Source organism: Paenibacillus sp. AD87 (genome assembly GCF_001659845.1).
GTDB lineage: Bacteria > Bacillota > Bacilli > Paenibacillales > Paenibacillaceae > Paenibacillus > Paenibacillus marchantiae.
The window spans coordinates 415,249-428,403 of sequence record NZ_LXQN01000022.1; the positions used below are offsets into that span (position 1 = coordinate 415,249).

Below are 13,155 nucleotides of genomic sequence, written 5' to 3' on the forward strand. Positions count from 1 at the left end.
TGAGTCTAGTTCAAACGCCCGATCCCATATACATGCCGTATTAAATAAGTAATTACAACTGCCTTTTCCGTTCAAAAGAAAACTCCAACCATCGCCAAAAAAGCCGCGATCGCGGCTTCGGCAGCTTACCTCTATTTTGCTTGACCCACTTTGGCTAAGGTTATAAAATCGACAGCTTTCTGTACCCAGAACCGTTCCGAGTATACTGCATGCTCCAAATCTTCGATGATATGAAGTTCCCGTCTGCCTAACGGTTCATCCGAAGCCAGTTGGTATTGAAGTATTTCTTGATATAACCGTTCAGTCTGTTCCACCGGACAGAGCTGATCTAGCTTGCCGTGAATGAACAAGATATCGATTTCGCTTAGAGCAGTAGCATACGCTACAGGACTTCGGTTCCTCAGAGCAGATTCATCCTTAAGAAGTTCACCAATCTCTTTTTGCAAAAAAGACCTGAGCTTCGCCCCTCCCTCTGTATACAGCTTGCCCAAGTCCGTAAAAGGAGCACAAGCTACCACGGCACTCCACAGCACTGGGTCTCTGCCCGCGGCAAGCAATGCAAGATAAGCTCCATAACTGACGCCATACAGAGCTACGTCTGAATAAGAGGATAACACCTGTTCCCGGATAAACCGGACCACATCTGCATCCACGCCGCCCCAATCGTTCTCATTACGACGCCTGTAACCAGAATCAAAGCCGGAGCTACCCGGATAGTTGAGCCCAATCACCCGTACGCCAGACTCTGATAATCGCTTCATCACTGGACTATAGCTGTCGAACAGGCAGTTATGCGGCCCTCCATGCAGGTAAATGACAGCCTGTACGGCATCCTTCGGGTGGATATCCAAATAAGGGATGATCTCGGACCCATAGTAGGCTTCTCCGTATTTCACATCAAGCTCCCCAGTGTTGCGAAAGCTATTAATAACTTCCTGCTCTCCTTGAACCCGAGCAATGGTATTGGTTTGATCTCGGAAACGGAATAGACCTGGTACCGGATCTATCGCGATGGACTCATATTTGCCCACCAGCCCCTGCTTGTCCCTGCTAAGAACAGCCTGTGTCAGTATTCCCGGATAATCTCGAAGCTGTAATACTTCCTTCTTCTCCTGCAATGCATACTGCACATAATGCCATCTGCCACGGGTTATGCCTTCACAGAGGATCTTCTGTGTAACTGTATCAATCTGTACGCGAACCAGTTCAGAGAATCCTTCACAATTTGGAGGCAATTCATGCACAATATCCTCGCCCTGTTTCATCCATCCCGGTTTGAACCCCTGCTCTGAAGGGATGGACACCGCAATGAGATCGCCCTGCTTGTCCATGACTGGATATGGATATGCCGTATATGTCCACTCCTCACTTTGACCCACTTGGTCTTTGTTTGAATATACCCTCCCTTGTCCATCAACATTCAAGCCAATTTCCTGTTCTGATGCAGACCAGAAAGCCAATTGCGGATGATCTAGACCAGCTGTAATCCATCTCGCTTCCTCCCGTTTCGCATCGTAAAGCCCTAATCGAACGGAACTCTCTTTGTTACGGATAGCAAAAAGCAACTGCAACTTCTCTCCTTGCCACGCGGCCTGCAGGACAGCAAAAGGCAATTGCAAAGCCTGGGTATGGACAAGCTTCACCTGAGCTTGCATTTCATACATATGCAGCCGTTTTCCGGTTTTGCCCTGGGTGATGATCAGCACCTGATCAGGTGCAATAAACTGAGTATGCTGCGTCCGATCAACCGGATCTGCCGCATGTTCATACAACCATTGCCTGTCTGTTATCTGACCTGTCTCATCAAGTGCGCACCATTCCGTATAACCGTTATCATAGGACAAAAGCATTCCAGTGCGCTCCCGATTAACGCTCATTCGTGTCAGAAATGTACGACGCACCTGGTTTCCCTCCCTTCATTCCAGAGCTTCAGCCGCTCCCATTCCTCCAACTGACTCCGCAATCTGTCGATGTATTGATCCAGCACAGAAGTACCAGATGAAACATCTGTATCAAGACTGTTTATGGCCTGCCGAATCTTTTCAATCTGCGGCAGATTGGCAGCAGGAAGGGACATCATTAATAGACGATAGACATCGGCAGCCAGATCGTTTGACCCTCGACGTACTTGTTCTCCAGCAATCTCCACCGCACGACGGAGCCGCTTGGTATTGATGGATACAGTCTTCAATCGAAGCAACCGAATCAGCAGTTGGTATTCCTTCTCTTCTTCACCATGCTGCCGAAGAATCTCCATTCTTAATTCGAGTATAGGACTGAGCCAATCGGCATAGTGCTCGGTGCATAGCTTCTCCGCATCTAGCAGAGCAGTATAAGCTTCAGCCCATTGGCCCGATCTGAGCTGCAGCCCCGCAATATTCAACGCAGTCTGAATCTGAAAAGTACGCTGGTCAGGACCACTGGGAAGCAGCTGAATACGCCGACTCGCCTGCCGTTCCAGCTCAATTGCACGCTCAACATTGCCCTCCTGCATCTCGATCAATGCTTCGCCATTATCCAGCGCACAGCATTTCCCAATGCGGTACGACTCGGTTAATTCTTTATGAGAGAGCACCTTTCGGGCTTCTGAATAGCAGTATCGCGCTGCCGTATAATCCATGCCTTTTTTGGTGAGCAACTGCGCCAGTTCGAACCATAGAACCGCTTGCTGGGCTGCTGATAAACGTTGAAATAACGTATTGTATTTAAAAAAATGCAAACAAGCCCTATACCGGACCGGATCATCCGACTTGGACAACAAAATCCAGGCCAGCCTGTTGTAGAGCGCCAATGTTTTCTCTTGTCCACCCTTTTTTCTTGCGATTGCAAGATGTTCATCCAACGAACTTCGGGTATGGTTAGGCGTTTCTCTGACAAGCGAGATTGGAAGCCAGTGCACCTCACCGTGAGTGGGCATTCTGGAGGGATATCGGTGGAAAAAGAGCAGTACACTGACTCCTCTTAGTTTCTGGCGATACAGAAGATGGTGGATGGCCCCGAGGTCAGATGCATGTAAATGTGAAGCAACCTCCACCACTACCCATTTCCTTTGACCTGGAGCCCATCCCGCTGTTTTAAATCTCAAGATGGTATTTTTGCAGGCTACAAGATCGCTGGTGGGCTGAACCGGATTTAGCTGATAGATGATGGGAAGTGAATAATACGGATGATCTACCGATATCGCAATAGCTTGATCCTGCCAGTGAGTGTGCAGCTTTTGCATCTCGCGCTTCACCGCGTCCGGTTCCCCCTCAACTACAAACAGCCCAGGTTCATGACTGGAACGAAGCCAATCGCTTCGCAGATCACAATATTGCGTACTTCCAAGTAAAACAGGCGTCATTAGCAATCACGCTCTTTCGTAATCCGGCATACATGTGCAGTTTCGGGAATCTGCTGCAAATTCAGTGAAGCCATTAATCGATAACTGCCGATATTGCCCACGTCGAGCGAAGCTTTTACCGTTTCATATTGTTCTGTTAAACATCGTTGAAGACCATAAGCGGCAAGCCAGCGGGCCCAGCCCTTACGTTTAGCAGAGGGTATTGTACATGTATGAGCAATCAGTACAGATCCGAACTCATCACTTAGCAGGCAGCCTCCCATCCTTTGCCCCTCCAATTCAACCAATCCGGACCCCTCCAGCAAAGTTCCATATGCTCCGCCATAGATGTCTTTGACGACCTGACGGGCGGCTTCCAAACCGGGACAGGTGGGGTCGCTTTCCGAAAGAATGCGGGCTACCTCCCCCTCCTGCCCCTGCGCAGAAATCCAGGTTGCTGCATCATATGGGATATCCGAAACAGGGATATCTTTCAAGCTACCGATAAATCGATGTCTATGTGCAAGAACTTCCACCCGGAATCCAAGTTTTCCCCACGGAAATGAAGTAGGAACTGTTGCATAGAGGGCATCCCATTCAAGTGACTCCAGCAGTGGTTGGACCCGATTTTCCCAATACGTCATCGGGCCTGCTCCGCTCCACAAATCGAGTGTATACTGCCTCTGCCCATGATCAATGATCATTAATGAAGATCCGTTTTCGCGGTACTCTGGCGCTGCTGCATAATAACGGTCCCCGTACGTGCCCTGTTCATGCCGAAATTGTGGAAGAACATCAGATATGGATGTTAATATCATGATCCATCGCCTCCTTAGCAGAATTGAAACCCGAATAAACCAACGCTTCTGCACTCCTTGAAGGATAAAAAAGACGGAGCAGAAAGGAGTATACGCCCATATATCCGGTCATGTAATCAGGTGAGAATGATTCCATATCCTCCAGTGGCCACATCCACATGTCGTGGTTGTCACTTCTCATCGCCACCAGCAGCTGTGCATATTTTTCCAGTCTGGCCTCATACCTGCCAGGATGACAACGCTCCGCCAAAAGCAGAAAGTCCCCGTTGCCAGCTAACCCATGACATTGCCCGAAGGAAGCAAAGATCGTGGTCTGTGCCACCGCATCTGCCGCTTCTTTGCCGAGCCTCGCAGACACCGGATCACCCAACACATCGGCAGCCGCCAGAAGAAAACGCCCAATGCCAGCCGATCCATTACACCAGTGTACCCAGAGCGCATCCGGTTTTTCAGGTGTTGCAGGCCATATCTTCAGGCCATTCTGTCCGGTATGGCTTGTATGATCCAGTGTGTGGACAATTCGTTTCACTGCTGATATATAGGTTTCCTTATCGGTTCGATCTGCCATTGCGAGTAGAAAGTAACCGATCCCAGCGATGCCATGGGAGAATCCCAGTGAATAATGCCCACCATTTTTCTTACTCGGCTGCTCTTTCACTTTCCACATACTCCGTCCATCTTCGTACCGCTCTTCTTGATTCAAAATATAAGCAGCCATTGCCTCGGCTCGTTCAAGTAGTTCCGGGCGCCCTCCAATGCGGTGAATCTCCAATAACATTAATCCCAGACCTGCAGCTCCATGACTGATGTTGGTTTGGGTCGGGTCATTCTGAGTTAGCTGTAATGCCAAATTCTCCGCCAGATCAAGCAATGAAGAATCATTCAGCGCCTCTGCGGTCTCAGCCAATCTCCACGGGACCACCCCATATCCAAAGTATAATCCGGTCGGTGTCTCATCCGGAATGTATGGATGGTGAGTCATGATCCATTCCATAACTTCTCTAGCATATTCATGATACTGAATATGTTCTGTAATATGACCGAGCTGGTTAAAGCCGTAGACCATGCCAGTCCATCCAAAGTTAAAATTTGCCGGATGAAACATCCGGCTCATGTTGTTTTCCGGATACAGTTCATGCCTATTATCGAAATCAAGCGATCTATAGAGCCAATCAGCCGTCCTTTGCGCCTGACGCAATACCTCGGCAGCAGTTAATTGGCTGTTCAATGACAGGGATGATCCTTTTAATTCATGCATCGGTTCTTTCGAAATTGTAGCCAAATCGTTGCGAATATCTGCCAACTGCTCATACACGCCAGTCATGATCCGCACGGAAAGGTTGCCCAGGGCATGCAGTTGCTGCATATTGACCAGACCATCCAACAAAGCCTGACCACATTTCAGATAGTCCGTCTGATATTTGAAATAGGGGTCCACAGATGATGCCATATAATAGAAAACAGCCCCGAGCGAATAGATATCATCCTGAACACTTGATCTCTGACTGTGTTCCCGACCACGAGACACATATCCGGGCGTATGCCCAGTCAATGGCTTGGTCTCCCTCTCGCCATTTCGTAAGTAAGCCAATTCGAGGTCAATCAGACGTACATTTCCATCCGGCAATACAACAATATTGTTAGGTGTCAGATCATTAATAATAACCCCTTTACGATGACAGGTCTCCACCATATCCAGAACATCCTGGCAGATCCGAGCCATCTCCGTCCAGGTATAATCTGCGGCAACATGTCTGCGATGAATATACTCCCGCAGGCTGATGCTATCAAAATACTCCAGAATCAGATACCGATTCTTCTCATAATTGAACAGATCAAGTGGCTGGGGGGTATATCCCGTCTCCTTCAACAATTCAAGTACATGATATTCATTCTCTAGATAGTCGTGGGCAGAGCGTCCAGCACTATCGACACGCATTCGATGGACTGCTTCTTTCATAACGGCTTGCGCATGCCGCGCACTTGAAATGAGAAATACCCCGCCTTTGCCTGACTTCTTGAACACACGCTTTACGCGAATATTTCGTATTCCGAACTCATTGTTATTGGAACTGGATACTTTGGAGGAAGAAATATCCTTCTTGGTGGCCTGGATACGAAGAAGTTCCTCCGGCTCGTTGACCCATTCAGGCTTATACCTACCAGGTATACGGCGATCCTCCTCCAGATTACCTTCGATATTCTGGATCGCATGCACTTTTACTCCCGAGTAACGGTCATAATAGAATCGTTCTGTGAACGCACCATAACGATAAAATACGCACCCGCTCCCTCGGTATGACCGATCTGTAGGAATAGTCGGGCCTTCAAATCCGCTGGTGCATACATACATATCCTCAAGCAGGTTCAGAAACTGTTTCTCGTTTGCTGCATAGATCGTGACACATTTACCCGTTTGAGGCAGGGGGCTAGATCCATTGGACGTTTCAATCAATTTCAATCCACTGTTCACAACCTTCCACTGCACACCGTGCTCCGTCAAAACAGGTGTAATGCGGCGTAACAGTTCAGCTCCTTCTCCAGGAACCACAGATAGATGTATTTTCCAGCCTTGTGAAGGAAGTTTCAAATCCTCTGGTCTAAAACAAATCCAATGGCCGTCATTCGACCATTGGATGGATTGGGGAAGTTCCCGGATTATATGTTCCAAAGCGTTCTCAAAGGCGTCCTTTTTAACGGATACATTTGCGAATTTCAATGAGAATCACTCCTCTTGGTTATAGTTAGAGGGGGAGGTACAATTATTTTAGTAATGCGAAAATCAAAGACTTATCCTTAAATTTACTGGATAGAGCGTTTAATGAAGATGTTCCTAGCTCTCAACAGCGATTGTCTGTGAGCTTGTCCAGCTACACACGGTACACAGGCTAGTTTCCTCGAACATGTAGTTATCCTCTTCAACCTCTAATGCCATCAAGTCCTGTACAGATAAAATTTCCTTGTTTTCCATGATAAATTACCTCCCATTTGTCTCCCCCTCTTAATAACCAATTTCTACATAAATTTTGATATTCCTTCTTTTTAATTGAATTATTTTACAATAATTATTTACATTATCCATTTATATGACATATACACGTTAACCCAATCGGAATTATCGTATAAAAAAAGAGCTAATATGACATATGAATCTTGATCACACAGATGCCGTTTGCTGTCTGGAGCGTTGCCCCTGTTCCTCTCGGAAAGGCCGGACAAACATGCTCCCCAGTCCCATGACAATAACAAATGCACCGATTCCCATGTACACCCAGGATGGATTATACGTTTCAATGAGCCAGCCTCCGAGCAATAAACCCAGCGGATTGCTGAAGCCACTCATTAAGACCCCCATACTGTTCATGACACGCCCCCTCTTTTCTTCCGGTGTGGATAGAAGAATCGAGGTAACCAACGGTACATTTACGAGGGCAAGCCCCAACATTAACAAGAATGAACAGGCGATGGCGATATACAGATTAGGAAACATAGGCATGAGTAGCAAACTTGCACCTGAGATGAGATAACTGATTAGGAACCATCGAGCAAGCGAAAGCCGTTTGGCATATTTCCCGCTGAGCAAAGAGCCTGCAATACTACCAGCGGCAAAGGCAGATTGGAGAAGACCATAGCCTTGTGGTCCCGCATGAAGAACCATGTCAGCAAAAATCGGAGTGAAGATGTGCAGAGGCGCGCCAGCAAAGTTGATAATGGCACCAAAAATGATGCAGCTGGCCAAAATTTTACGCGAGAACAAAAAGGTAATCCCTTGCAAACTGTCCTTCATGAAGCCAGAGATCCCTTTTTGTTTGACCACTTTGGTCACCGGAATATGAATAAAGACAATGGAGAAAGCAGATAGCAGAAAGGTAAGTGCATAGATGAAAAGGATGGACTGGACTGAGATGAACGCCACCAATATGCCACCTACAGCATATCCAAGCAATTCAATTGTTTTAGAAGATGAATTTAGAAGTGCGTTGGCTGGTGCTAACTGTTTCGACGGGTCGGGCAGAATTGCGGGGATGACGGTCTGGGTTGCCGGATTGAACAAAAATCCAAGAATCGCAATGAGCAAATTGGCAGCATAGATATGCCACGGTACCATCTGACCATTCATGAATAAAAGGGCCAATATACAGGCCACGCATGCTCTAAGTACATCTGTCCAGATCAAGAGCTGCTTTTTGGGCAGCCGATCACTGATTGTAGCCAGTGGTATACCCAAAAAAGCATAGATAAAGTATGGCAACATAGGAATCAGTGCTGCTGCGAGTGCTGAATCGGTTAGTTGAAGAATATACCACATCGTAGCCATGGAAAATAAAATTTGACCTGCACCGGATATCAGCCTGCCTGCAAGAAGTACACAAAAAGATGGAAGACGCAGAACAGATCCATAACTGTCGTTATGGATTTCATTTTTCGTCTGTTTCATTCACTCTCTCTCCTTTCCCTTCGATCTCACTTCCAGTTTCACTTTGCAGACGTGTCAACAAACCTGAATTGCGAATGGACTGTTGTATTTTTGCCTTTACCCGCTCAAGCTCTGCCGTATACTCCTGAATCTCGTTCAATAACGATTGATGAGTCCGAATCCCTTCCCTGATTAACATCGCCGTTGCATCAGATCGGTTCTTGGCCAGCTCAAGAAATACAAGCTGATCAATAATATCAATCTCTTCCTGACTTAATCTTACGGAGACAACCCCCTTGGTTCCCGATAGGTTTCTGCTGGCTTGCTCCATGGATCGTTCCACCATTCGATTAAATTGAGTCCGCTGATCTTTATCCAATTTCGTCTCCTCCATTCTGCATTTATTATGATTATCGTAATTTGTAAATCGTAAATTGTATTTAAATTACATTATACTTGTAAATAAATGGATGTAAAGTAAAAAAACCTTTGGATAACCAAAGGTTTAATTGGTTGAATACACGAATGAGGTATTGATAGGCTATTTCACATATATAAGGCTAATTTTATTTAAACAGGCTTAACTCAGCTGTTTCCCTCAATCTTGTCTCCACCACATACCTTCCGATTTCGGACTGGTGTAGTCGAAGCCAAATTGAACGTACAGACGATCGGCAGGGACATCAGCCAACAGGCTAACCAAACCACGAGCAGGCACATGTTCACGCAAATAATTCATGATTTCGCTCATGATCAATTTGCCATATCCTCTTCCCTGCTGATCCGGGCGCACGGCGATATCCACCACCTGAAAGAAGCAACCTCCGTCCCCGATGACCCGGCCCATGCCTACGATTTCATTTTCTTCACGCAGACATACGGCAAAAAGACTATTGGGCAGCCCAATCTCCGCCCCCTCGTTGCTCATCGCACTAAGACCTGCGCTTTTCCGTAACGCTAGGTATTCTGCTGCTGAGGGCGGTGTGTGTTCAATGTTGATCTGGTCCATGTATCATGCTCCCTTCCTATTAAACCTATAATTATGTGTAGAATTAAAAAAATTCATGGAAATCACATCTTCTTTGCATGGGTGCCGTGGTCCTTCTTATGACAGTAAATTCCTACTGTTCCTGCTTGAATTCACGCAATTCCTGTGTAATAGTGAGAGAAAGCTTATGTGAACCGTGTTTCATGCTACACTACAGTTTTTGCAAAGGAGGAACCATTGTGCTTCAACGCTGGATGCTTGCTCTATTCTCATATCCGGGCTTCGTGGCTGTACTACTCGGAATGATCGCTGTGCTGCTTGGACTCTACGTGTGGTCAGCCACTGAGGTCAGACGAAGCCGGGACAGGCGAATGCACGCGAAACGAGATACATTATACATAAGTACAACCCTATTGGGACAACTCACAGCCAAAGAACAACGGAATGTTGCTATAACGGAACATGAGCATCATGAATTATTAACGGCCATGCTGTCCTGCAGAGCCGCAGTGCATCTGTCTCCACAGCTTCAGGATCAGATCCGCAGCTGTATTATCGATGTTGATCCCGCTCGACTGGCATTGATGCACAGAGCTCTGGAACGAGAGAGTGCAGCATTGTCCGATGAATTGAATCGATCCGTACATCCTGACCATTGGGGAAGAGCGATCTGGAATGTCATTCGTCCAGCTGCCGAGCCAACCGCTGTAGTAGCTGTACTGTACCTAATCGCTGATTTTGTGTTTCGTCAACAAGGTCTGTTGTATCCTTTCTGGCATTCATGGTTCAGTGCTTTGCCATGGATACGCTTCGTTTCTTTGATCATCACGGTGTTCTATGGTTATCTGCTCTGGTCCAGCCCAAGACAGGGTTCATCGGGCACAGTAACCAAAGCACTTGTTGCTCTAATTGCCATGTGCTCGCTGCTTCATCTGATCGGACTTGCTGCTGCTCCCTACACATTGGGATTGCAACTCATCCTGTTCATCTCTGGCTTCAGCCTGACAGGAACGCCTTCTCGCAGTGATCGCCCGTACGCGGGACACACCGATTCGGATAAGGAATTGAATAGCAGTACAGAAGCACATGAGGATGAGAACCTGGATATGGAGCTAAACCTCTATAAACCACGCACATCTGGAGCCATTTCTGAAAAGTGAACCTCTCTGTTAACTCGGTTGGCTTGGTATCAACAGACTCAGTTCATTCAAAACCAAAAAAAGAGAAGCCCGGAAAATCGCGGCTTCTCTTTTTTGGTTTCTACTATTTTTTTGCATTATGCCTAATTCGATCCTGGATTACATGATGCCTATCCCTTCGCGCTTGCATTCGATGAGCGCAATGAACGGGGTGAGCTGCTTCGTGCAGTGCTGCCGGATTTGGAGGCGCTGCCGGAGGGCGTATTTTCAAAACGCTTGCGTTCGGTCCGCTCCATTTGCACAATCTGGCCTTCGTGTACAACGATGTGTAACGAGCCAAACTCCATGTCATTCAGTTGTCCGGCAATGCGATCCATCCATACCTCATCCACTTTTAACGGCTTAGCCATAGAGCCGCCTCCTCTTCTCGGGCTACTGCCCGCTATATTCCTCAAGTGCGCTGTCATCCAACCCGACTTATAATTCATTCTTATCCAACCTATATACTTGGTTTATACATTAGCAGGGCTTCCAGTAGCTGTCAATCCGAATTTTCATGAAGTTTAAACAAAATCCATTTTCATTCGGAACCCTCTTCAAAACCAAGATGATCGGCATGGATACAGGAGTGTTACATCACTTTTCGGGAATCGTTTTATGACCCAACCAGCTCTTGAGCAGCAACGTTGCCAGAGCCAAAATCAGCAACAAGGAGGCGACGGCAAACGAAGCAGAGAATTGATATTCGTTATACAGGATCTCGACATGCAGCGGCAAGGTGTTGGTCTCCCCGCGAATATGTCCCGATACAACAGACACGGCGCCAAACTCGCCCATCGCCCGCGCATTACACAGAATAATGCCATATAACAGTCCCCACTTGATGTTGGGAAGTGTCACGTTCCAGAAGATCCGCCACCCAGAAGCACCAAGCGTAACTGCCGCTTCTTCTTCCCTCGTGCCTTGATCCTCCATCAGCGGAATCAGTTCTCTGGCAACGAAGGGAAATGTAATGAACAATGTTGCGATGACAATGCCGGGCAGGGCAAAAATAATTTTGATATCATGCTCGGCCAGCCACGGTCCAAACCATCCATTTGAACCAAAGATGAGGACAAAGATCAACCCGCCTACGACAGGCGAGATCGAAAAAGGAAGATCGATCAGGGTGATCATGAGTCCTTTGCCCCTGAACTGGAACTTGGTAATGACCCACGCAGCCGCCACACCGAATATCGTATTGAGCGGTACGGTAATCCCGGCAACCAGCAGCGTAAGTTTCAATGCTGACATCGCGTCCGGCTCGGTAAGCGCGGCGATGTAGACACCCCAGCCTTGCTTTAACGCTTCCATCAGCACGATCACCAGCGGCAAGATGAGCAGCCAGAGCAGCACCAGACTTGCCAATCCGATCAACAACCATTTGACCCATGGTGCTTCCGTGGTTGCACGGTTTGGCCCCGGCCCGGTTCGCACACGGGAAGCAGGCGTCAATGGAACGGTACCCGCCATATTCTGTACCTCCTTTTGGTTTAGGTTGGCTCACTGCTCACTAAGCTCTGCCTGCCTTGCGGCTCCAGCGTTGAAGTGAATTAATGATCAGCAATAGGACAAAAGAGACCAGCAGCAGCAGCAAGGCTACCGCCGTAGCTCCCGCATAATCGAACTGCTCCAGCTTCGCCATGATCAGCAGGGGCGCAATCTCCGTTTTCATTGGCATATTGCCCGAGATAAACACCACGGAACCATATTCGCCAATACCTCGGGCAAAGGCTAACGCAAAGCCAGTCAGCAAAGGCGGGATCAGATCCGGAAGCAGGATCTTCCGGAATATCCGCCATCTTCCCGCTCCCAGCGTAGCCGCAGCTTCCTCCACTTCAGTCTCCAGTTCCTGCAAAACCGGCTGCACCGTACGCACCACAAACGGAATCCCGATAAACATCAGCGCGAGAGTAATGCCCGCCTGTGAATAGGCCAGCTTGATGCCCAAAGGTTCCACAAACTGCCCAATCCAGCCATTCCCGGCATACAGCGCCGTTAAGGCAACCCCCGCCACTGCTGTCGGCAAGGCAAAAGGCAGATCAATAACGGCATCAAACAGCCGCTTTCCAGGGAACTCATACCGGACAAGTACCCAAGCCAGGAGCAGCCCGAGAACCAGATCGATCAGGGCCGCTGCACCTGCAGTCAGAAAACTCACCTGGAAAGAAGCCAGTACCCGGGGATTGGTCGCCACCTCAATCAGTGTGGACCAGGTGAGCCCCGTGGAGTTAAACAAGAGCGCTGCGAGTGGAATAAGTACAACCAGGCTCAGGTAAAGCACACTGTAACCCATCGTTAATCCGAATCCCGGCAGTGTGCGACTCCGGGCCACCATCACCTTGCTCATGCACGTTCATCCTCTCTGCCTTCAGTCGGTCGGACTGGTTGGCCGCTTACATGGTCACTCAACATCATCGACGTCAGATGCA

Annotated in this window: 12 protein-coding genes; 1 reads left to right on the plus strand and 11 read right to left on the minus strand. The window is 47.9% G+C overall.

Annotation, left to right across the window (positions count from 1 at the left end; genetic code table 11):
• Positions 1 to 131: 131 nt before the first annotated feature.
• From gpAD87_RS30025 to gpAD87_RS30055, 8 genes are all read right to left on the minus strand, one after another.
• Positions 132 to 1,901 carry an alpha/beta hydrolase family protein gene (locus gpAD87_RS30025; protein ID WP_064642583.1) on the minus strand — a complete coding sequence of 590 codons (1,770 nt, stop codon included), beginning with the start codon at positions 1,899 to 1,901 and terminating at the stop codon, positions 132 to 134.
• Positions 1,883 to 3,343 (minus strand): hypothetical protein, encoded by a 1,461-nt coding sequence (locus gpAD87_RS30030; RefSeq protein WP_064642585.1) that lies wholly within the window; start codon positions 3,341 to 3,343, stop codon positions 1,883 to 1,885. The genes gpAD87_RS30025 and gpAD87_RS30030 overlap by 19 nt, the downstream gene beginning before the upstream one ends.
• Positions 3,343 to 4,140 (minus strand): hypothetical protein, encoded by a 798-nt coding sequence (locus gpAD87_RS30035; protein ID WP_064642587.1) that lies wholly within the window; start codon positions 4,138 to 4,140, stop codon positions 3,343 to 3,345. Before gpAD87_RS30035 ends, gpAD87_RS30030 begins: the two co-directional genes overlap by 1 nt.
• Positions 4,118 to 6,859, minus strand: coding sequence for a class III lanthionine synthetase LanKC N-terminal domain-containing protein (locus gpAD87_RS30040; protein WP_064642589.1), 2,742 nt, complete (start codon positions 6,857 to 6,859; stop codon positions 4,118 to 4,120). The genes gpAD87_RS30035 and gpAD87_RS30040 overlap by 23 nt, the downstream gene beginning before the upstream one ends.
• A gap of 114 nt (positions 6,860 to 6,973) precedes the next feature.
• A complete protein-coding gene (locus gpAD87_RS32030) occupies positions 6,974 to 7,111 on the minus strand; it encodes a hypothetical protein (protein ID WP_157258615.1) in 138 nt (45 codons plus the stop codon).
• Between the two features lie 186 nt (positions 7,112 to 7,297).
• On the minus strand, positions 7,298 to 8,578 hold the full coding sequence (locus gpAD87_RS30045; protein WP_064642591.1) for an MFS transporter: 1,281 nt from the start codon (positions 8,576 to 8,578) through the stop codon (positions 7,298 to 7,300).
• Entirely contained in the window at positions 8,559 to 8,936 is a 378-nt protein-coding gene (locus gpAD87_RS30050; protein WP_063566187.1) for a hypothetical protein, read from the minus strand. Before gpAD87_RS30050 ends, gpAD87_RS30045 begins: the two co-directional genes overlap by 20 nt.
• Before the next feature lie 219 nt (positions 8,937 to 9,155).
• On the minus strand, positions 9,156 to 9,566 hold the full coding sequence (locus gpAD87_RS30055; RefSeq protein WP_064642593.1) for a GNAT family N-acetyltransferase: 411 nt from the start codon (positions 9,564 to 9,566) through the stop codon (positions 9,156 to 9,158).
• A 218-nt stretch (positions 9,567 to 9,784) separates the two neighbouring features.
• Between gpAD87_RS30055 and gpAD87_RS30060 the strand changes: the two genes are divergently transcribed.
• Positions 9,785 to 10,705, plus strand: a complete 921-nt coding sequence (locus gpAD87_RS30060) for a hypothetical protein (protein WP_064642594.1) — start codon at positions 9,785 to 9,787, stop codon at positions 10,703 to 10,705.
• A gap of 149 nt (positions 10,706 to 10,854) precedes the next feature.
• Here gpAD87_RS30060 and gpAD87_RS30065 read toward each other — a convergent pair whose 3' ends face one another.
• The 3 genes from gpAD87_RS30065 to cysT form a co-directional block, all read right to left on the minus strand.
• Complete coding sequence (locus tag gpAD87_RS30065; protein ID WP_062322628.1) at positions 10,855 to 11,094, minus strand: YezD family protein; 240 nt, start codon at positions 11,092 to 11,094, stop codon at positions 10,855 to 10,857.
• A gap of 226 nt (positions 11,095 to 11,320) precedes the next feature.
• Positions 11,321 to 12,196: a sulfate ABC transporter permease subunit CysW gene (gene cysW / locus gpAD87_RS30070; protein ID WP_064642596.1), complete on the minus strand. Its 876-nt coding sequence runs from the start codon at positions 12,194 to 12,196 to the stop codon at positions 11,321 to 11,323.
• 40 nt (positions 12,197 to 12,236) lie between these two features.
• Complete coding sequence (cysT, locus tag gpAD87_RS30075) at positions 12,237 to 13,073, minus strand: sulfate ABC transporter permease subunit CysT (RefSeq protein WP_063566191.1); 837 nt, start codon at positions 13,071 to 13,073, stop codon at positions 12,237 to 12,239.
• Positions 13,074 to 13,155 lie beyond the last annotated feature (82 nt).